This window comes from Thioclava sp. JE_KL1, assembly GCF_009296265.1.
GTDB lineage: Bacteria > Pseudomonadota > Alphaproteobacteria > Rhodobacterales > Rhodobacteraceae > Thioclava.
In genome coordinates this window covers 101,739-120,739 of the sequence record NZ_WBJS01000007.1, presented here as the reverse complement: position 1 = coordinate 120,739, position 19,001 = coordinate 101,739, and the positions used below count along the sequence as shown (strand labels likewise).

General features: G+C 63.8%; 19 protein-coding genes. 5 read left to right on the top strand and 14 right to left on the bottom strand.

From position 1 onward, the window contains the following. Positions 1–8 precede the first annotated feature (8 nt). The 4 genes from F8R15_RS14625 to F8R15_RS14610 form a co-directional block, all read right to left on the bottom strand. Positions 9–773, bottom strand: coding sequence for a hypothetical protein (locus tag F8R15_RS14625; protein WP_152845082.1), 765 nt, complete (start codon positions 771–773; stop codon positions 9–11). Positions 774–783: 10 nt separating this feature from the next. Beyond that, on the bottom strand, positions 784–1,527 hold the full coding sequence (locus F8R15_RS14620; protein ID WP_152845081.1) for a sigma-70 family RNA polymerase sigma factor: 744 nt from the start codon (positions 1,525–1,527) through the stop codon (positions 784–786). 240 nt (positions 1,528–1,767) lie between these two features. Beyond that, positions 1,768–2,028, bottom strand: coding sequence for a hypothetical protein (locus F8R15_RS14615; protein WP_152845080.1), 261 nt, complete (start codon positions 2,026–2,028; stop codon positions 1,768–1,770). A gap of 495 nt (positions 2,029–2,523) precedes the next feature. Then, on the bottom strand, positions 2,524–3,273 hold the full coding sequence (locus F8R15_RS14610) for a winged helix-turn-helix domain-containing protein (RefSeq protein WP_152845079.1): 750 nt from the start codon (positions 3,271–3,273) through the stop codon (positions 2,524–2,526). 321 nt (positions 3,274–3,594) lie between these two features. Here F8R15_RS14610 and F8R15_RS14605 point away from each other — a divergent pair, with 321 nt between their 5' ends. From F8R15_RS14605 to F8R15_RS14595, 3 genes are all read left to right on the top strand, one after another. Further along, positions 3,595–3,864, top strand: coding sequence for a MucR family transcriptional regulator (locus tag F8R15_RS14605; RefSeq protein ID WP_152845078.1), 270 nt, complete (start codon positions 3,595–3,597; stop codon positions 3,862–3,864). Between the two features lie 169 nt (positions 3,865–4,033). Beyond that, entirely contained in the window at positions 4,034–4,498 is a 465-nt protein-coding gene (locus tag F8R15_RS14600; protein WP_152845077.1) for a MucR family transcriptional regulator, read from the top strand. A gap of 199 nt (positions 4,499–4,697) precedes the next feature. Further along, positions 4,698–5,864 (top strand): flagellar motor protein MotB, encoded by a 1,167-nt coding sequence (locus tag F8R15_RS14595; protein WP_152845076.1) that lies wholly within the window; start codon positions 4,698–4,700, stop codon positions 5,862–5,864. Positions 5,865–5,940: 76 nt separating this feature from the next. Here the strand turns inward: F8R15_RS14595 and dapA are convergent, their stop codons facing one another. Next, positions 5,941–6,813, bottom strand: a complete 873-nt coding sequence (dapA, locus tag F8R15_RS14590) for a 4-hydroxy-tetrahydrodipicolinate synthase (protein WP_078522012.1) — start codon at positions 6,811–6,813, stop codon at positions 5,941–5,943. 153 nt (positions 6,814–6,966) lie between these two features. On the opposite strand from dapA, the gene F8R15_RS14585 reads away from it, so the two are divergent. Then, positions 6,967–8,913, top strand: coding sequence for a lytic transglycosylase domain-containing protein (locus F8R15_RS14585; RefSeq protein ID WP_152845075.1), 1,947 nt, complete (start codon positions 6,967–6,969; stop codon positions 8,911–8,913). Between the two features lie 111 nt (positions 8,914–9,024). On the opposite strand, the gene F8R15_RS14580 is transcribed toward F8R15_RS14585, so the two are convergent. Both F8R15_RS14580 and mnmD read right to left on the bottom strand, forming a co-directional pair. Then, a complete protein-coding gene (locus tag F8R15_RS14580; RefSeq protein WP_078604361.1) occupies positions 9,025–9,897 on the bottom strand; it encodes a DMT family transporter in 873 nt (290 codons plus the stop codon). Continuing rightward, on the bottom strand, positions 9,890–10,564 hold the full coding sequence (mnmD, locus tag F8R15_RS14575; protein WP_152845074.1) for a tRNA (5-methylaminomethyl-2-thiouridine)(34)-methyltransferase MnmD: 675 nt from the start codon (positions 10,562–10,564) through the stop codon (positions 9,890–9,892). The genes F8R15_RS14580 and mnmD overlap by 8 nt, the downstream gene beginning before the upstream one ends. A 49-nt stretch (positions 10,565–10,613) precedes the next feature. Between mnmD and F8R15_RS14570 the strand changes: the two genes are divergently transcribed. Then, positions 10,614–11,663 (top strand): FAD-binding oxidoreductase, encoded by a 1,050-nt coding sequence (locus F8R15_RS14570; protein ID WP_152845073.1) that lies wholly within the window; start codon positions 10,614–10,616, stop codon positions 11,661–11,663. A 212-nt stretch (positions 11,664–11,875) separates the two neighbouring features. Here the strand turns inward: F8R15_RS14570 and F8R15_RS14565 are convergent, their stop codons facing one another. The 7 genes from F8R15_RS14565 to F8R15_RS14535 form a co-directional block, all read right to left on the bottom strand. Continuing rightward, positions 11,876–12,619 (bottom strand): sterol desaturase family protein, encoded by a 744-nt coding sequence (locus F8R15_RS14565; protein ID WP_152845072.1) that lies wholly within the window; start codon positions 12,617–12,619, stop codon positions 11,876–11,878. Positions 12,620–12,720: 101 nt separating this feature from the next. Further along, positions 12,721–13,137, bottom strand: a complete 417-nt coding sequence (locus F8R15_RS14560; RefSeq protein WP_078545094.1) for a Na+/H+ antiporter subunit G — start codon at positions 13,135–13,137, stop codon at positions 12,721–12,723. Positions 13,138–13,144: 7 nt separating this feature from the next. After that, positions 13,145–13,414 (bottom strand): K+/H+ antiporter subunit F, encoded by a 270-nt coding sequence (locus tag F8R15_RS14555; RefSeq protein WP_078522019.1) that lies wholly within the window; start codon positions 13,412–13,414, stop codon positions 13,145–13,147. Further along, positions 13,411–13,902 (bottom strand): Na+/H+ antiporter subunit E, encoded by a 492-nt coding sequence (locus F8R15_RS14550; RefSeq protein ID WP_078522020.1) that lies wholly within the window; start codon positions 13,900–13,902, stop codon positions 13,411–13,413. The genes F8R15_RS14555 and F8R15_RS14550 overlap by 4 nt, the downstream gene beginning before the upstream one ends. Positions 13,903–13,915: 13 nt before the next feature. Further along, the gene (locus F8R15_RS14545; protein ID WP_152845234.1) at positions 13,916–15,631 is read right to left on the bottom strand and encodes a monovalent cation/H+ antiporter subunit D; all 1,716 of its coding nucleotides are present in this window, start codon (positions 15,629–15,631) and stop codon (positions 13,916–13,918) included. After that, entirely contained in the window at positions 15,631–15,969 is a 339-nt protein-coding gene (locus F8R15_RS14540) for a Na+/H+ antiporter subunit C (RefSeq protein ID WP_078522021.1), read from the bottom strand. The genes F8R15_RS14545 and F8R15_RS14540 overlap by 1 nt, the downstream gene beginning before the upstream one ends. Further along, a complete protein-coding gene (locus F8R15_RS14535) occupies positions 15,969–18,965 on the bottom strand; it encodes a monovalent cation/H+ antiporter subunit A (RefSeq protein WP_152845071.1) in 2,997 nt (998 codons plus the stop codon). Before F8R15_RS14535 ends, F8R15_RS14540 begins: the two co-directional genes overlap by 1 nt. Between the last annotated feature and the right edge of the window lie 36 nt (positions 18,966–19,001).

The following is a 19,001-nucleotide window of genomic DNA, read 5'->3' as shown; positions in this document are numbered from 1 at the left end:
CGTCCTCTTCACACCAAGCCCAAGCGCTTGCTCCGGCGCCCCGACGCCGCCTGCCACTCCATAAAGGGCGCGAACCAGTTGCGGTCCTTTTCGTAGCCAAGCTGCTCGAGCAGATCGAACAGCACCGGGAAGCGCGAGAATTGATCGCAGATGCGCGCCCGATGTTCTTCGTCGCGCCACTTCGCGCGGGCTTTCTCGACCGGGCGCACGCCGTTGAGCGGCCCTTTCAAATCCTCCGGGATCTCGGCCGCACCGAAATCGGAAAAACGCCCCTCGAATTGCAGATCGAGCGCATCGCGCAACTTCTCCTGAATCCTGTCGGGATCATCGGCAAGGTCTTCGTATTTCAGAAGGAAGACGCCTTGCGGGAAAATGCCGGATTTCAGCACGATCGCGATCGCCTCGTGGATCTGCAGCAGCCCCGGCATGACCGGCGCCGGCGCATCCGCGCCGCCGATGAAATACATCGCATCAGACGAGATGAAGTAATCGTCCGGCACCGCCGAGTGGCGGCTCACGAGGATGTCGCGCGGATCGCGCAGAGGCACGATCAGATCGATCCGCTTGTTGCGGACATTGGCCCGCGCGATATTCGCGATCTGGAAGATATCCAGCGGCCGCTTGCTGACCCAGTCGCCCGGTTGCCCGATCGTGGACAGTGCGCTGGTCTCGCGCGGCGGGATCTCGAACCCTTTGAGGGTCTCGCGCAGCATATTGTAGAACAGCGTCGTGCCCGCGCGCCCATGTCCTGCGATCATCAGATGACGTGCCATCCCAGCCCTCTCAGTTCAGCATCGCAGGGCTGAACCCGCGCTTTTCAAGGCATCGCTTCAACCGGATGAGCGCGCGCTTTTCGATTTGCCGAGCGCGCTCCCGGCTGATTCCGAGATCGCGCGCCAGATCGTCGAGCGACTCCGGCGGCGTCTGCAGTTTGCGCCGCAGCACCATCTCGCGATCCGGCGCATCCAGATCGTCCAGCGCATCTTCCAGAACCTCATGCGCCGCGCGCGCCGCGGATGCGGCCAAAGTCTGTTCCTCGGGTGTGAGGTCCGGGCTACGCATCATTTCCATCATCTCGGCATCGCTGTCGTCGAACGACTTGGCATCCAGCGCCACCAGTCCGGTCAGAAGCTGGCTCGCCTCGGGATTGTCGAGCCGCCCCATCCGCGCATCGAGATAGACCCGCGCCGGCACATCGATCACCGTCTTGATCCGCGCGAGCGCATTGAGGACGCAGGTCATCACCCACCAGTGCGAATAGGTGGAGAACCGCACATCCTGCGTCAGATCGAACCGTTCGGCGGCACGCATCAAACCGATGATCCCTTCCGCCACGAGGTCTTCGAGCTCGACCGGATTGGTCGCCCAGCGACGCGCCTGCGCATAGGCCTGACGGACATGCGAGCGCAGGAGAATTTCGAGAGAGTCCCGATCCCCATATTCCTGCCAGCGCGAGATGGCCTGCCGTTCTTCTTCAACATTCAGAAATGGCGCATCAAGTGCAGCACGGAAGCTCAATGCAAACATTACTCCGCCTCTATCCGCTCTATCCTTGAAGAACAGAAGACCACGGGGGCATGTTTGGAGAAAGCTTTACTTGATTAAAGGCAAGTTAATCGGAGGCTTTTCTGGTTAATCTCGGATTAATGCCGCGGGAGGCCGCGCCGCCTCTCGAGACGGCGCGGCATTCTCATGACTTTGTCAGACTGGCCCGGTCCGCCAACCGAGCGCAGAACGCATCGCGACCGTTTTCCACGGCCTTCGCGCTCACAGGTGACTGCCCGTCGCGGTCGCGCCGCGATCCCGCGCATCTTCGTGCAGCGAAAAGCCACCGCGTGCGGGCGACGCCATCGCCGGCAGCCGGAGGTCGATCGCACGGTCCCCAAAACCATGCTTCACCCCTGCGACATGCGTCGGCTCGATCACCACGAGGCTTCCATAAGGCACCTCGATTCCAAGCTCTTCTGCAAGGATATCACCAAGCGAGATACCCGGCAGAAGCTCTTCGGCTTCGGGCAGCACGAGCAAGCTTGCATCCTTGCGAGTCGAGCGCAGCAAAACACTGTGCGCAGGCAGAAGCGCAGCCGCCACCAAACTTCCCTGAGACCCTGCGCCCGATGACGCTTGCGTCACCGAACCTTCCCAAATCTGCGCTAACAAATCGTTATTTTTCATGGACATCCCTAATCCCCGAGTCCCCAAATTCCAGTAACGGCAGATTACCAGTGATTCACGATCCGGTAAGGTTAAGGATTGTTAAACCGTAAGGCGAGTAAGGATAAATTCTACGTGAAGGTGGCGAGCCGGTGACCGCCAAGTTATCCCCAGACCGACAACGGGCGAAGTGTTGGAAAGCCTATTTTTCATAGGTTCAAACACTATCGGTTGTAGGCACCCCCTCAACCATCCACAGCTTGTCGATGGTGCGACCACAGATTGTGTGCTCACGATCAGTCGCCGAGATGTTAACAATTAATAGCTTGACAGCGGCTACCGCTAAAACAGTCCCAGAGGCTCAATAACTCAATCTGAAGTTGCAAGGCTGCGCGACTTCCCGACGGGGATCTCGTAGAACGAGTAACCAGCCGAACGCACTGTTTCCACGACATATCTCTCGCCGAACGCGTCACGCAGCTTCTTGCGAATCTTGGTGATGTGAACGTCGAATTTGCGATCACCATAGACCCACATGCAGTTGTCGATTCGTCGCGACAGCGCGTCCCGCGTGACGATTCGTCCGCCGCTCCGGATCAGCTCGATCATGATCTCCCCCTCCGTGGGGGTAAGCTGCACCGCCTCGACGGCATCAGGGCCGGTCAGGCGGTTTTCCTCGTCGATCTTGAGGCGAGCGACCCGCTTTTCTTCGCTCGGGAAGCTGATGGGCAGACTGTTGCCCGCTCGAAGCCAGAGACGCGCGGCCAATTCCCTCTGAGAATAAGGCTGTCGGATCACATCATCGGCGCCCGCCAGAATCATCTCGGCAGCAAGCTCTCCGTCCGGAGTTGAGTCGACGAAGAAGATCAGGCTCTCCTTCGTACTGACGCGCGCAGTTCGGATCAGATCGGCGGCACGCTCTGCGTCGGTGAGGCTGATCAGCAAAATGCATGGGGGTCCATGCAGCAGGATATATTGCTCCGCTTCCATCGCAGTCGCGAAGGGCAAAGCCTCCCAGCCGCAGCACGCGCGAAAGAAGTCGGACAACTGTCCTTGCTTCGCGCCTTCTTCCGCTACGATGATGACGTTCTGTCTTCGCATGGCGTCTGAGCCAAACAAAAGGCAACTCCCCGTATCCCTCAGCGCTTTCGGGGCGAGACACGGTCTTACGCCCTCCCCCGTCGCACTGTCACTTTCGAATAACACCGAGCGTCACACTGGAAGGCGAAGCGTAAATCCGCCGAGCCTGACATCTTTGCATTTTCGAATTATTATCCCTGCGATATGCGATAATTCACGTGTTTTTGCCAGACAAGTCCAGCCTATGCCTTGAAATAGGACGCATCGACGGACGTTCAGCGGAAAAATTGGATTTCTTTGACCTAACTTTAAGAATTTCTTCAATCTTTCTCCTAAGAACAAAACCATGTGAGAGTAGACATGACGCAACAATCCCCGGCTTGCGCCGGCGAGCCAGCGACTTCCCGCACCCCGGCAGTGCCGATTTCGGAGAGTGTCTTTCCTGATCGGCTGATCTGCCTGGAGACGGGCCGCCCGATCAAGATGTTGAAGCGTCATCTTAAAAACCTGCTCGGAATGACCTTCGAGGAATATCGCGCCAAATGGGATTTGCCGCCGGACTATCCTACGAGCGCTCCGGACTATCAGCTCGCCAAGCATCGTTGGCGCACGCGCGACAAATTGCATTGATCACCGCCAGGACAGTCGAAGCACTCAACAGAACAATCCTGCGCAGAAAATATGTATTTGCAGGAAACCCAAGCACAGACACTCGCATTTGTTGACAGAAACGCATGTTGCACGTAACTTTCTCTACTAATCCGGGGATAGTGCAAAATTTAAGCATTGGAGAGACCACATGTCGAAGGATCGGCCCACGGATGCAGCTAACATTATCGCGACAGTGGCTGCCGCCTATGCCGCCCGCGCGGATGTAACGGCGGATCAAGTGGTCGACCTCGTGGCGAAGCTCTCCGCGCAGTTTGGCGAGGAGCTGGGCGAGGCAAGCGCCTCTCACGCAGTGGATACGGTCGCCGCGAGCGCCAGTCCCACGCGGCCGCAACCCGCACTTCCTATTGAAGACGCGGTGACCGAGGACAAGGTCTTCTGCCTGTGCTGCGGGCGCGGCTTCAAGATGCTCAAACGCCATCTCGGCTCGGAACACGGGCTGAGCGAAGACGAGTATCGAACTCTGTTCAATCTGCCCGCGGATATGCCGCTGGTCGCCCCCAGCTATTCGGCGCGCAAAGCGGCCTATGCCAAGAAAGTCGGCCTAGGCAAGCACAGCCGCGACGACCTCGAAGCTTCGCTTCACGACGCCTGAGCGCGCGCGGGCCGCACAACGCGCGCCGCCCGAAAACGCTTCCAAAGCCACCATCGCGCGGCTTTGTTTCCAGATCATGAACGATTATCGCCCTCTTTTGGCCCATTTTTAATCCGACAACCCACAGTCAGGGGCTGCAGAAGACGTATGCCCTGAGAATACAGCTGGCTCCGGTCGGCGAGGTGGGAAAGGGCAATCCATGGCACGGTCGAACCAAGCGCCGATCATTGTGAAGCGGAGCGATGACGATCACGAATCCGAGCATCACGGCGGAGCGTGGAAAGTCGCCTACGCGGACTTCATGACCGCGATGATGGCCTTCTTCCTGCTGATGTGGATCCTGTCCGTTTCCGACGAGAACCAACTGACCGGGATCGCCGATTACTTCGCGCCGGCGAAAATCTCGATGCAGGCGCCCGGTGGCACCGGTCCGCTCGCTGGCGAGACGATCGGGCCGAAAGGCGTCCTGAACGCCTCGCGTGCCAATGATGCCATCCCCGCCAATCCCGGTGTCGGAAGCGCGACCGAACCGTCCACCGAAATGGCGAACGCCTCCGGCAAGTCTGAGGACACCATGCCCGACGCGACGACGGACAAGCTCGCAGCTGCGGCAACGGCCACGACTAAAGCCAGCGACACAACCGACGCCAAGACCGCAGCCGCCGCCACGCCGCATGCTATCGACGACGCCCGCTTCGAGACGCTTCAGACCCGGATCACGCAAGCGATCCAGCACGTCCCGGACCTTCGCCCGCTGCAGCAGAACGTGTTGTTCCGGCGCACGCCGGACGGGCTGAATATCGAGGTCGTGGATCAGGCTGGCAAAGCCATGTTCGCCTCGGGCAGCGCGAAGATCGACGGGCCGACGTTGAAGCTGATGGATCAGCTCGGGCGGGCCCTCTCCGATCTGCCCAATGACGTGCTGATCGCGGGCCACACCGACTCGGTGCCCTATCAGAAAGCGGGCGGCACCTACGGGAACTGGGAACTATCCTCGGACCGCGCCAATGCGACGCGCCGGGCGCTCGTGACGGCTGGGGTCGCTCCGGAGCGTATCACCCGCGTCTCGGGCCTGTCGGACACCGATCCGCTGAAACCGGCAGAACCCCGCGATCCCTCCAACCGCCGGATCACCGTAACCCTCGCCTATCTGCAGCCGATGGCCGATGCGCCCGCGCCGACCGATACGGCGGCACCGCGGCTCGAGGCGAAGGCGGAGCCCACGGCCTCGCAACCGGCCCCGGCAGTCGAACACGCGGCCCCCGAAGCCGCAGCGCCCGCTGCACCCGCCGCGCCGAGCACGTCGGAACAGCCGCAGAAATTCAGCTCCGTCGCGATGGACGATCTGCGCAGCGCTCTGCAATAAGCTTCCCCTTCAAAGAAAAACGCCGGCGCGAACTTAATCGCGCCGGCGTTTTTCTTTGTTCGCTTGGATTGGGATCTCAGATCAGACCCGCATGCGCCATCGCGGCGTCGATCGCAGTCTTCGTCTCGGGCAGAAGCTCGGTCAGCGGCAGACGCACTTCGGCCGAGCACATGCCCAGCTTCGACATCGCGTATTTCGCGCCCGCAACACCCGGCTCGAGGAAGATCGCCATATGCAGCGGCATCAGCTTGTCCTGATAGCTCAGCGCCTTGGCGTAATCGCCCGCAAGCGTCGCCTCCTGGAACTCGGCGCAAAGCTTCGGCGCGACGTTTGCAGTCACCGAGATGCAGCCCACGCCGCCATGTGCGTTGAAGCCGAGCGCGGTCGCGTCCTCGCCCGACAGCTGGATGAAATCCGGACCGCAGGTCGCGCGCTGCATCGAGACACGCTCCAGCTTGCCGGTCGCGTCCTTCACACCGACGATGCGCGGCAGCTTGGCCAGCTCGCCCATGGTCTCGGGGATCATGTCGATCACCGAGCGGCCGGGGATGTTGTAGATCACGATCGGCAGCTCGCAGGCATCGTGCAGCGCACGGTAATGCTCGATCATGCCGCGCTGCGTCGGCTTGTTATAGTAAGGCGTCACGACGAGCGCCGCATCGGCCCCGGTTTCAGCTGCGTGCTGGATCAGTCGAACGCCTTCCGCGGTCGAGTTCGAGCCCGCGCCCGCGATGATCGGGATACGGCCCTTCGCGGCTTTCACGACCTCGGTGATGACGGTCATATGCTCGGCATGGCTCACCGTCGGGCTTTCACCGGTGGTGCCGACCGGCACGAGGCCGTGGCTGCCCTGGTCGATATGCCACTCGACGAGTTTCTTGAGCGTGTCCAAATCCAGTTCGCCGTCCTTGAACGGCGTGACCAGTGCGGGAAGAGACCCTTTGAACATGACACGCTCCTTTTTTGTTGGGCCGGGAAGGTGAGTCGTCCCGGCGGAAATCGGCCGGGTTATAGGCGGTTGCGCGACGGTTGCCAACTTGTGATTCATCCCCATCTGTGAGAGGCCCGTAGCAAAGGGACAAACCCGCGACCACGAGCAGCCATGATGATCCGACGCCAGTTCCTCGCCGCACTTGCGGCTTCGAGTTTCGCGCTCTCGCCGGCCGCGCTTCGCGCCGCGAGTTCGGCGCTGTCCGATGCTTTCGCCGCGGCCAATTCCGGCAACTGGGACGAGGCCGAAAATCTCGCGCGCCGCGTCGGTCCTTTGGGCTTCGATGTCATCGAGTGGAAACGCCTGCGCGACGGCGAAGGAGACTTCGCCGACTATCTCGATTTCGCCACCCGCCGCGCCGATTGGCCCGGCATGCCGTGGCTGCGCGAGAAGGGCGAGGCCACGCTCGACGGCATCCCGCCGCGCGAGGTGATCGCCTATTTCGAGCTCGGCCCGCCGCAGACCGGCACCGGCGCACTGGCGTTGATTGGTGCGCATCTCGCCTTGGGCCAGAAGACGCTGGCGGCCGAGGTCGCCAAGACCGCATGGCGCCAACTGCCAATGGACGAAGACGAGCAGGCGAAGTTCTTGGCCGACTACCCGTCGCTCATCTCCGCCGATCATGGCGGGCGGATGCAGAACATGCTCGATCGCGGGCATCTCTCGGACGCGCGCCGGATGATCGGTCTGGTCACGCCCGGCACCAAGGCTGTGGCCGAGGCGCGGATCGCCCTGCAGGCGCGCGAGCAGGGCGTGGACGATCTCGTCGCCGCCGTGCCCCAATACATGGTCGAGCGTTCCGCAGGGCTTGCCCGCGACCGCGCAATGTGGCGCTGGCGCGCCGGGCTGGAAGACGGCGCGGCAGAGCTGATCCTCGAGCGGTCGAAATCCGCAATCGATCTGGAAGACCCCGACCTTTGGGCGACGCTCCGCGGCTATCAGTCGCGCTGGGACCTGCGCGCGGGCAATACGCAACGCGCCTATGATCTGGCCTCCTCGCACCACCTGAAACCGGGCGGCGCGGATTACGCCGATCTCGAATGGGTCGCGGGCTATGCCGCGCTGAAACTGGGCCGTGCCGATACGGCCTACAGCCATTTCCACAATCTCGAGAAAGCGGTGGACGGGCCGATCTCGTCGTCGCGGGCATGGTATTGGCAAGGCCGCGCGCTGGAGGTTCTGGGCCGCAGCGACGAAGCCAAGGCCGCATGGCGCAAAGGCGCGGAAAATCAGGACGCCTATTACGGGCTGCTGTCGGCGGAGCGGCTGAACCTGTCCCTGCCCGCGAATTTCGCCAAGGGCCCCGAGCTGCCCGACTGGCGGCGCTACAAGCTGCGCCACTCTTCCGTCTTCAAAGCCGCGCAGCTTCTCTACGAGGCGGGGGAAAACGAGCTGGGCGCGCGCTTCGTTCTGCACCTCGAGGAAAGCCTCGGGCCGGGGAATTTCGGCGCGCTCACGAAGTACGCGCTGGAAGAGGATGACACCTATCTGGCGCTGATCATCGGCAAACGCGCCGCGCTGAAGGGCGAGATCATCGCGCAGGCGCTCTGGCCGATCCCGGGGCTGACGAGCCATGATCTGGGCGTGCCGGAAGAAGTCGTCCTCGCGGTCGCCCGGCGCGAAAGCCAGTTCGCGATCGGCGTGGGCTCTCCAGTGGGCGCTCAGGGCCTGATGCAGTTGATGCCCGGCACCGCGAAGATGATGGCGGATAAAACCGGCCTGCCCTACGAGAAGGCGCGGCTGACGACGGATGCGACCTATAACCTCAAGCTCGGCGGCGCCTATCTGGCCGAGCTGCGCGACGAGTTCGGGCCGTCTTCGGTGCTGGTCGCCTCGGGCTACAATGCCGGGCCCGGACGTCCGCGGAGCTGGATGGAGGACCGCGGCGATCCGCGGATCGGCACGGTCGACGTGATCGACTGGGTCGAGATGATACCCTTCACCGAGACCCGCAACTACGTCATGCGCGTCTCCGAGGCGATCCCGCCCTACCGCGCGCGGCTTGGCAAGGCTGAGGTGAAGTTCACCGACATCCTGCGCGGTGAAGTGAAAGATTGAGGGGCGCTGCCCCCGTCGCCGCAGGGCGACAAATGAAAAGAGGATAGGGGCGCTGCCCCCTCGGCCTGACGGCCTCACCCCGGGATATTTGAACCAAGCCGAAAGAGGCGGTCACGCCTCTTGGGCCACCCGCGCGCGCCATAGGGTAAAGAGCCCCGCGCTGACCACGACCCCCGCGCCGATCACCACGTTCCACTCCAGCGACTCGCCGAAGACGACGACGCCCAGCGTCGAGGCGAAGACCAGTTGAAGATAGGCGAAGGGCTGGATCGCCGAGGCCTCGGCGACTTCATAGGCCTTGATCAGCAGGAAATGCCCGGTCGCGGCGGTGAAGCACAGCACGACCATCCACGCCCAGTCCGACGCGATCATGTTCTCCCAGTGCCAGATGCCGACTGCCGTGATCACCAGCGCCCCGATCACGCCGGTGTAGAAGAAGGACACCGAGGCCGGATCCACGCGGCCCACATAGCGCGTCATCAGCGAGTAGAGCGCGAACAGCGTCGCCGCCGCCAGCGGGATCAGCGCGTAGGGAGAGAAGACGCCGAAGCCGGGCTTGAGAATGATGAGCACCCCGATGAAGCCGACCCCGATCGCCGCCACGCGCCGCCAGCCGACCTTCTCGCCCAGCACCGGCCCGGACAGTGCCGCAACCAGCAGCGGGTAGCAGGCGAAAACCGCATGGGAATGGACGAGCCCGAGATAGACGAAGGCCTGCACCATCACGACCACTTCGGTAATCAGGATGAGCGAGCGGATCACCTGCGCCCAAGGCAGGCCCGAGCGGGTCGCCCGCTTGATCCCACCGGGGCTGCGCGCCGCGATCACCAGAACAAAGGCCGCGAAGAACCAGAACCGCACCATCAGCGCCATATAGACATTATAGGTCTCGGCCAGATGGCGCGAGATGCCGTCCTGAAGCGCGAAGATGAAGGTCACCGCGACCATCAGCGCGATGCCGCGGCGGGTCGATTGTTCAACCATGTTTCACCCCGCGCGACATGTGGCGTTTGCGCCCGAAACCCGGGCTGCGGTTGACCTCGAAGCCCGCGGCCTCGAGGGCCCGGCGCACGAAGCCTGCCGCCGTATAGGTCGCGAAGGAGCCGCCCGGCACCGTATGGGCGCCGACCTCGGCCATCAGATCGTCGCCCCAAAGCTCGGGGTTCTTCGCGGGCGAGAACCCGTCGAGGAACCACGCATCGGCTTTTCCCGCCCAAGCGGGAAGCGCCGTGCGGGCGTCCCCCTCGATGATCTCCACCGCGATCGGACCGAGTTGAAACTGGCGCTGCCCTGCAGCCCAGGCTTTCAGATAAGGACCGGCCACGGGCGCGACCTCCGGAAATGCGTCCAGCGCCCGTGCGATCTCGTCCGCCTCCATCGGGTAGGCCTCGAAAGAAGTGAAGCGGATCGGGCAGTCCTCGGGACAGACCAGCCGCAGCGCCAGCAGGTTCAGCCCCGTGCCGAAGCCCAGCTCGGCCACGTGAAAGCCGGGACGCAGCCGCGCGGGCAGATCATTGCCCGCCAGAAACACATGCCGCGTCTCGTCCAGACCGCCCGCAAGGCTGAAATAGGGATCGTCGAACCGCCGCGAGACCGGCACAAGGTCATCGCGCCAATCGAGATCGGCTTTGCTCTGGTCAGGGGCGTTCATCGGGGATAGTCCACAGTCTCCGGCCCAGCCTTGAAGCAGGAGGCGCGAAATGACAAGCGGCAGACACGACATAACCGTGCGCGGCGGCGGCATCTTCGGCCTCGCGATCGCGTATCAGGCAGCAAAGCGCGGCGCGAAGGTCCGGCTGATCGAGCGCAGCCGCATCGGTGCGGGCAGTTCGGGCGGCCATGTCGGCGCGCTCGCCCCGCATGTGCCGGAGAACTGGAACCCCAAGAAACAGTTCCAATTCGAGAGCCTGCGCATGGCGGAAGCCTTCTGGGCGGACGTGCAGCGCATCGGTGGCGGCGATCCGGGCTATGCGCGTCTCGGGCGGCTGCAGCCGCTGGCGGACGAGGCGCAGATCGCACGCGCCAAAGAGCGAGCGGCAGGGGCGGCCGAGCTGTGGCAGGGCTTCGCCACATGGCGCGTGGCCGAGGCTGCGGAATTCGGCGCCTTCGCGCCCCCCTCGCCCACCGGGCTCGTGATCCATGACACGCTCACGGCGCGCGCCAATCCGCGCGCCGCCGGGGCCGCGCTGGTCGCGGCGCTCAAAGCGATGGGCGCGGAGATCGTGATCGGCGAGGCCGAGGAGGTTGGTCCGGTCATCCACGCGACCGGCGCCGAAGGTCTGGCAGAGTTGAACGCGGTGGTCGGCAAAACTGTCGGCACCGGCGTGAAGGGCCAATCGGCGCTCTTCCGATACGCGGCTGGTGACGTGCCGCAACTCTTCGCGGAGAGTCTCCACATCATTCCCCATTCAGACGGCACGGTCGCGATCGGGTCGACCTCCGAGCGCGAATTCGACGCCCCAGACACGACCGACACCCAACTCGACGCGCTGATCGAGAAGGCCCGCGTGCTATGCCCGCCCCTCGCCGAAGCCCCGGTGATCGACCGTTGGGCCGGGGTGCGCCCGCGCGCCAAGTCGCGCGCGCCGATGCTGGGTGACTGGCCCGACCGTCCAAGGCATTTCATCGCCAATGGCGGGTTCAAGATCGGCTTCGGCATGGCGCCGAAAGTGGCCGAGGTGATGGTCGATCTGGTGCTGGAGGGGCGCGACACGATCCCCGAAGGATTCCGCGTGACCGATAACCTGTAAGGGGCTCCGCCCCCGGCCTGCGGCCTCCCCCGGGATATTTGTCCCAAGAGGAAGAAAAACGCCCGGCTCGAACCCGGTTGCGAGCGGCAGGCCGGGCGCTTCCCCTTGCGCGGCCATCGGCGTCCCCGCCTGTTCCGCGAAATCAGGGTCAGGCGATTCTGGTTACGGAAGGTTTAACTTCCTCTTGGCGGAAATATCCCGGGGGGCGTGCGTCAGCGCGCGGGGGCAGCGCCCCCTCCAACATGCCCCGCCCGCGAGACCTCTGCCTCGGTGATCCCGAAGCGCGGCGCGAATTTCTCCCGCGCCGCGATCAGACGCGGGTCGTCGGGGCGCAGGCCCAGCGTGCGGATGAACTCGACGCGGCTTTGGGTCTTGAGTTGATCGCGCGAAATCGCGGTGCCCATCAGCCGGTCGATCACCTCGCCGCCCGCGGTGACGTGGAACCATTTCGAGAAGTCGCGGAAATGGTGCTGGTTGTGCAGCGTCGAGACATGGCGCTCGATCGCGGTCTTCTTCACGGTGACATGGGCGGTGGTGTGGAACCATTCATAGGCGAGGAAGGTCGCAGCGCCGCCAAGCGGCACGACGGCCACGGCGATATCGAACGCATACGGCACGCCGATCAGCGACAGCACCGCCCAGAGAAGCGCGGTATTGCCCACGAGAACCGGCACGATCACCGAGAGCGGCGCGAACAGAAGCGGCCAGCAGGTCGGGAATTCGTGGTGGCCATAATGCACCCGGTAGAGCCAGTTGAAGGCCCATTGCCGCTTCGGTGGCGCCATGTGGAAAATATAGCGATGCAGCCCGTATTCGTTGAGCATCTGCGCCGGGATCCCCAGCAGCGCAACCGCCCAGAGCCACCAAGGCCCCTGCGCGGTCCAATAGGCCGCCGCGGCGACGACTGCGATCATCACCCAGATCGACAGATGGGACAGCATCAGCCGCATCCGCATCGCGAAAGTCTCCCGAAATCTCCTCCGCGGATAAGCCTGCCACGGGTTACGCGCGCGTCAAAGCGTTTCGCAACGTCAGGGGCAGTCCTTCGTTCTCGTCGTCAGTCGTTCTCGTGCGGGATGTTCTTTTCGCGCTCAACCGCCAGCTCGCCCTTCGAGGTATCGGCGTCGGCGGTGTGCACCGCCCAGTCGCCCTCGCCTGCGGGCTTCGGCAGTTTCTCGGCTGGCCAGTCGCGGAAGATATTGGCCTTCGAGATGAAATGCGCGGTGATCGGGGCCGTCAGGAAGATGAAGATGGTGACCATCAGCTCGTGCAGGGTCAGGTGGCCCTGCTTCACCGCGAACCAGACCATCGAGGCGATCAGGATCGCGCCCACGCCCAGCGTCGCGGCCTTGGTCGGCGCGTGCAGGCGGGTCATCGGGTCGGGCAGTTTGACTAGGCCGAAGCTGCCGACGAGACCGAAAATGCCGCCGATCACGAGCAGCGCGGAAATCAGGATGTCCCAGAACAGTTCCATCACGCCCTCACTCGATAATGTCGCCGCGCAGGATGAACTTGGCGAAGGAGACCGTCGCCACGAAACCCGTCATTGCGTAAAGGATCGACGCTTCGAAGAAGAGCGCCGTGCCCTCCCAGATGCCGAACAGCACGATCATCGCGATCGCGTTGATCGCCATCGTGTCGAGCGCGAGGACCCGATCGGTCACGCCCGGCGCCTTGACGACCCGGTAGAGGTTGAACAGCAGCGCCAGCGAATAGCAGGCGATGGCGAAGATCAGGGCATAGGTGATCATTCGAAAATCTCCTTCAGGCGGGCCTCGTAGCGGGACTTGATCTCGTCGCGCACCTCGTCGGCGTCGGGCGCATGCAGCGCGTGGACCAGCAGCGAGTGACCGTCGGCGGCCAGCTCCGCCGTCAGCGTCCCGGGCGTCATCGTGATCGTGCCCGCCAGCACCGTCACCGCCTCGGGCGTGACGATGTCGAGGGGCACCGTGACCCAGGCGGGGTGCAGCTTGGAATTGGGCATGAAGAGCACGATCTTCGCCACGGTGATATTCGCGACGATGATATCCCAGATCACGATGAAGATGTACTCGATGATCTTCAGCGGCTTCGCGAAACGCGGGCGCGCGGGCCAGTAGGGTGCGGTGATCCACGGGATCACGAGACCGACGAGGATCGCGAAGACCAGCGAATTGAGCGTGTAGCTATTGGCCAGCATCAGCCAGACCATCACCAGCGTGACGGTCAGGTAGGGGTGGGGAAGGATCTTGCGGATCATCTCTTTGCTCCCCTCAATGCGCCGCGGCGGGGGCGTCCTGCCCCGTCTCGGTTCCGGTGTGGGTGTCGGCCTGATCGGCGGGCTGAGCGTCGGCATGCGGGTCGGCGGCACTGGTGTCGCCGCCATGGCCGTCCTCGGCCTGCATTTCCTCGCTCACTTCCATATGGCCATGCTCATGGGCGCCGATGCGTGCCGCCTCCTGTGCGCGCTCTTCCGCGCCGGCGAGAACCGCGTCGATATATTGCGACGGCGTGAACAGCTGCGCGGAGGTGCCCTGCAGCCAGGTGCTCGCAGGTCCGGCCAGCGCGGTCAGCGCCACCGACCCGGCCAGCAGGATACCGGTCGCGGTAAAGGCGAGGCCCGGAGAACTCGCATCCTTCGGCGCGGGCGGCAGATCGTCCTCCTCGGCCTCGACCGCGTAGGAGCGCCAGAACACTTGGCTACCCGCACGGGCATAGCCCACGATGGCGATCAGCGAGGTCACGAGAACCGTCGCCCAAAGCGCCCATTGGCCGCGCGTCGCATCGAGGATCATCAGCTTGCCGAGGAAGCCCGAGAGCGGCGGCATCCCGGCCATCGCGATTGCGCCCATGAAGAACATGCCCGCCATCAGCCCGTGGTTCTTCATCAGTGGCGCATCGGTAAAGCCGAGCCCCCAGCGCCCGCGCCGCTCGCGCACGAGATCGGCGATCAGGAACATCGCGCCGGCGGTCAGCGTCGAGTGGATCATGTAGTAAAGGCCCGCCGAAGTGGCGCCTTGGGTGAATTGCGCAAATGCCAGCATCATCGTCCCGACCGAGCCGATCACCGCATAGGCGACCGTGCGGCCCATATCGCGAGCGCCGAGAATGCCGATCATCCCGATCGCGATCGTCAGGAAGGCCGAAGGCAGCAGGATGTCATGGGCAAGCGTGCCGATCGTGCCGGTGATCGGGAAGATCAGCGTATAGACGCGGACGATTGCGTAGGTGCCGACCTTGGTCATGATTGCAAACAGCGCTGCCACCGGGCCGGGCGCGTTCGTGTAGGTCGCGGGCAGCCAGAATTGCAGCGGCACCAGCGCGGCCTTGACCGCGAAGACCAACATCAGAAGCGCCGCACCGACCTTGATCAGCGCCGTCTGCTCGGTCGGCATCTCGGCCACCTTCACCGCCAGATCCGCCATGTTGAGCGTGCCTGCCGTCGCGTAGATGGTCCCCAGCGCGAAGAGGAACAGCGTGGAGCCTGCGAGGTTATAGACCACATATTGTACGCCCGATTTCAGCCGCGCGCGCCCGCCGCCATGGATCATCAGACCGTAGGAGGCGATCAGCAGAACCTCGAAGAAGACGAACAGGTTGAACGCGTCGCCCGTAAGGAAGGCGCCGTTAATCCCCATCATCTGGAACTGCATCAGCGAGTGGAAATGCCAGCCACGTTTGTCCCAGCCCGAGCCGATCGCATAAAGCACGATCACGAGGCCGAGGATCGAGGTCAGCAGCAGCATCAGCGCGGACAGCCGGTCGAGGACCAGCACGATGCCGTAGGGCGGCTCCCAGTTGCCGAGGCGATAGACCTCGGGCGGGCCCATCGACGCCGACACCATCAGCACGATGGCCAGCACCAGAAGCGCCGACATGCCGAGGATCGAGGCCACGCGCTGCGTGACCAGATCGTAGCGCATCCACAGCACGATCAGCGGCGCGAGCATCGCCGGGATCAGGACGGGCGCGATGATCCAATGCTCCATCATTGGCCGTCCTCCTCTTCCTCGAGGTCGATGCGGTCATTGCCCGCCTCGATGAAGGCGCCAAGCGCGAGCATCACCACGACCGCGGTCATCCCGAAGGAGATCACGATCGCGGTCAGGACCAGCGCCTGCGGGATCGGGTCTGTATAGGAGGTCACGCCGTCGCGCAGGATCGGCGGCTGGTTGATCACCAGACGGCCCGTGGCGAACAGGAACACGTTCACCGCGTAGGACAGCAGCGACATGCCCACCACCACGGGGAAGGTGCGCAGACGCAGGATCATGTAGATGCCGGCGGCGGTCAGCACGCCGATGGCCGATGCAACGAGCACTTCCATCAGTGATCGCCCCCGTTGGTCTTCTTGTTCTCGTGCACGGTGTCACGCTCGTTCTGGGTGGCTTCGCGCGCGGCGCGGGCGGTCTTCCACCAGCGGCGCGGCACTTTGGCTTCGGGCGGATAGGGCCCGGCCGAGAGCGGCGCGAGCACGCGGGCCTCCGGCTTCTCGGCCGCGATATGCGCGCCCTCCTCGCCGCCTTCCTCGCCCATTGCGGCGCGGCGCGCGAGGCGGCTCAGCCCGCCAAGCGCCAGCATCACCGAGCCCACGACGCCGAGGAACACGCCGAGGTCGAAGCCCGCGGCGGTCGCCAGCTCGAACTTGTCGAGGCCGGGCAGCTTCACATAACCGAAATCGGAGGTCAGGAAGGGCATGTCGTTGAAGAAGGCCCCGGCCCCGGTGATCCCCGCGACCAGCACGCCAGACGCGATCAGCACGTGGTAATAGACCTTCTGGCGCGCCTGCGTCCACGCAAAGCCCGAAGCCATGTATTGCGTCACCAGCGCGATCGCGACGACGAGACCGGCGATGAAGCCGCCGCCGGGCTCGTTATGGCCGCGCAGGAAGATATAGAGCCCCACGACCAGCGCGATCGGCATCATCACCCGCGTCACGATCAGCAGCATCAGCGGGTGCTTGTCGCCGCCACGCGGCACGTCGGGGCGCCAAGCGATCAGCTTGCGCGAGGAGGCCCCCTGCAGCAGCGCCTCGGTCAGCGCGAAGATCACCAGCGCGGCGATGCCGAGCACCGTGATCTCGCCGAACGTATCGTAGCCACGGAAGTCCACGAGGATCACGTTCACCACGTTGTCCCCGCCCGCGAGGTTGTAGCTGTTGTCGAGCATGTAGCCGGACATCGTCGGGAAGGCGAAATCGCGGGTCAGAAGCGCATAGATCAGCCCCGAGACCGCGACGCCCGCCGCGACCGAAAGCCCGACGTCGAAGCCGATCTTCATCCGGCTGGATTCGATCGAGGTGATCTTGGGCAGGAAGTTCAGCGCGAGAAGCATCAGCACCGTCGTCACGATCTCGACCGAGATCTGCGTCAGCGCGAGGTCGGGCGCCGAGAGGAAGATGAAGGAGATCGAGACGGTCAGGCCGACGATCCCGATCAGCACCAGCGCGAGGATGCGGTTGTGATGGAAGGCGACGATACACATCGTGGCCGTCAGCAGCAGCAGCCACGAGGTCACCGCCGCGCCGTTCACCGGCGTCAGCGCACGGGTCTGCGGCCCTAGCGTGCCGCTCATGAAGGCATAGAGCCCCACGCCGACCGCGGTGATCGTGAACAACATCAGGTAACGCGCCATCGCGCCGGTATGCAGCCCTTGGGTGATCCACGCCGCGAGGCTCTGCACCTTCGTGACTACCCAGTCGAACATCACCTTGGCCTCGGGGCGCGGGGTCGCGTCCCAGAGGCGCTGGAACGGGCGATGCGCGACGAGCAGAGCGATACCGCCGGTGACGGCAATGGCCGACATGATCAGCGCGGGCGTGACGCCGTGCCAGATCTTCAGCTCGTGCATGTGATAGCCGCCACCGACGACCGCATTGGTCGCCATCTGGACATAGCCGCCCGCCACCGCCATCGGGAACAGACCGATCGCGATCACGAGGAAGGCGAGGAAAGCCGGGCTGATCCACATGCCGAAGGGCGGATCATGCGGGGTCTTCGGCAGATCCTCCGGCGGCGGGCCGAAGAAGCCGTGGCTGATGAAGCGGAAGGCGTAGGTCGCCGAGAACAGCGCTGCGATGGTGGCCAGCACCGGGATCAGCCAGCTATTGTCGAGCCACTTCGTATGTGCGGCAGCCTCCAGCATCATCTCTTTCGACAGGAAGCCGTTGAAGAAGGGAATACCGGCCATCGACAGCGCCGCGATGGTCGCGATCACGAAGGTGATCGGCATCAGCTTGCGCAGCCCCGAAATGCGGGTGAGGTCACGCGTGCCGGCCTCGTGATCGACGATGCCCGCCGACATGAACAGCGCCGCCTTGAAGGTCGCGTGGTTGATGATGTGGAACACGGCGGCCAACGCACCCGCCTCGGTCCCCAGCCCCAGCATGAAGGTGATGAGCCCCAGATGCGAGACGGTCGAGAAGGCCAGCAGCGCCTTCATGTCGTGTTTGAAGATCGCGATTTTCGCGGCGATCAGCATGGTGATCAGGCCAACGCTCGCCACGATATAGAACCACTCCGGCGTGCCCGAGAGCACTGGCCACATCCGCGCCATCAGGAACAGCCCCGCCTTCACCATCGTGGCGGAGTGCAGATAGGCCGAGACCGGCGTCGGCGCCGCCATCGCGTGCGGCAGCCAGAAATGGAACGGGAACTGCGCGGATTTGGTAAACGCGCCGCCGAGGATCAGCAGCAGCGCGGGGATGTAATAGGGGCTCGCCTGAATGGCGTCCTTGTGCTGCAGGATCTCCGAGATGTCGTAGCTGCCCGCGATATTTCCGAGGATCAGCATCCCCGCGATCATCGACAGGCCGCCCAGACCGGTCACGGTCAGCGCCATGCGCGCGCCCTGACGGCCCGCGGGCAGGTGCTTCCAATAGCCGATGAGCAGGAAGGAGCTAAGCGAGGTCAGCTCCCAGAAGATCAGCAAAAGCAGGATATTGTCGGACAGCACAATGCCCACCATCGCGCCCTGGAATAGCAGCAGATAGGTGTAGAACTGACCGACCGGATCCTTGTTCGACAGGTAGAACCGCGCATAGAGGATGATCAGCAGCCCGATCCCGAGGATCAGCGTCGCGAACAGCATCCCCAGACCGTCGATCCAGAAATTCACGTTCAGGCCCAGCCAGGGCAGCCAGTCGATCTTGGTCTCGACGACACCACCCGCCATTACGGTCGGCAGGTTCAGCAACAATCCGAGCAGCGCCAGCCCCGTGAACAGGGCCGAAACCGCGGCGGCATTGGTGCGTCCGGTGCGGATAAGGATCGACGGCATGGCTGCGCCCAGGAAGGGCAAAGCGGCGATCAAGGCAGGCGACATCTTCTCTCCGGTCCGTTCTTTGGCGGGCCTTGGGGC

What these genes read in the sequence shown, in the direction of transcription:
- F8R15_RS14620 (WP_152845081.1), bottom strand. Translation starts at nt 1,527, where the DNA reads ATGTTTGCATTGAGCTTCCGTGCTGCACTTGATGCGCCATTTCTGAAT.
- F8R15_RS14535 (WP_152845071.1), bottom strand. Translation starts at nt 18,965, where the DNA reads ATGTCGCCTGCCTTGATCGCCGCTTTGCCCTTCCTGGGCGCAGCCATG.
- F8R15_RS14550 (WP_078522020.1), bottom strand. Translation starts at nt 13,902, where the DNA reads ATGATCCGCAAGATCCTTCCCCACCCCTACCTGACCGTCACGCTGGTG.
- dapA (WP_078522012.1), bottom strand. Translation starts at nt 6,813, where the DNA reads ATGTTCAAAGGGTCTCTTCCCGCACTGGTCACGCCGTTCAAGGACGGC.
- F8R15_RS14555 (WP_078522019.1), bottom strand. Translation starts at nt 13,414, where the DNA reads ATGATCACCTATGCCCTGATCTTCGCCATCGCCTGCTATTCGCTGGCG.
- F8R15_RS14625 (WP_152845082.1), bottom strand. Translation starts at nt 773, where the DNA reads ATGGCACGTCATCTGATGATCGCAGGACATGGGCGCGCGGGCACGACG.
- F8R15_RS14600 (WP_152845077.1), top strand. Translation starts at nt 4,034, where the DNA reads ATGTCGAAGGATCGGCCCACGGATGCAGCTAACATTATCGCGACAGTG.
- F8R15_RS14605 (WP_152845078.1), top strand. Translation starts at nt 3,595, where the DNA reads ATGACGCAACAATCCCCGGCTTGCGCCGGCGAGCCAGCGACTTCCCGC.
- F8R15_RS14565 (WP_152845072.1), bottom strand. Translation starts at nt 12,619, where the DNA reads ATGCGGATGCGGCTGATGCTGTCCCATCTGTCGATCTGGGTGATGATC.
- F8R15_RS14545 (WP_152845234.1), bottom strand. Translation starts at nt 15,631, where the DNA reads ATGGAGCATTGGATCATCGCGCCCGTCCTGATCCCGGCGATGCTCGCG.
- F8R15_RS14560 (WP_078545094.1), bottom strand. Translation starts at nt 13,137, where the DNA reads ATGGAACTGTTCTGGGACATCCTGATTTCCGCGCTGCTCGTGATCGGC.
- F8R15_RS14570 (WP_152845073.1), top strand. Translation starts at nt 10,614, where the DNA reads ATGACAAGCGGCAGACACGACATAACCGTGCGCGGCGGCGGCATCTTC.
- mnmD (WP_152845074.1), bottom strand. Translation starts at nt 10,564, where the DNA reads ATGAACGCCCCTGACCAGAGCAAAGCCGATCTCGATTGGCGCGATGAC.
- F8R15_RS14580 (WP_078604361.1), bottom strand. Translation starts at nt 9,897, where the DNA reads ATGGTTGAACAATCGACCCGCCGCGGCATCGCGCTGATGGTCGCGGTG.
- F8R15_RS14540 (WP_078522021.1), bottom strand. Translation starts at nt 15,969, where the DNA reads ATGGAAGTGCTCGTTGCATCGGCCATCGGCGTGCTGACCGCCGCCGGC.
- F8R15_RS14585 (WP_152845075.1), top strand. Translation starts at nt 6,967, where the DNA reads ATGATGATCCGACGCCAGTTCCTCGCCGCACTTGCGGCTTCGAGTTTC.
- F8R15_RS14595 (WP_152845076.1), top strand. Translation starts at nt 4,698, where the DNA reads ATGGCACGGTCGAACCAAGCGCCGATCATTGTGAAGCGGAGCGATGAC.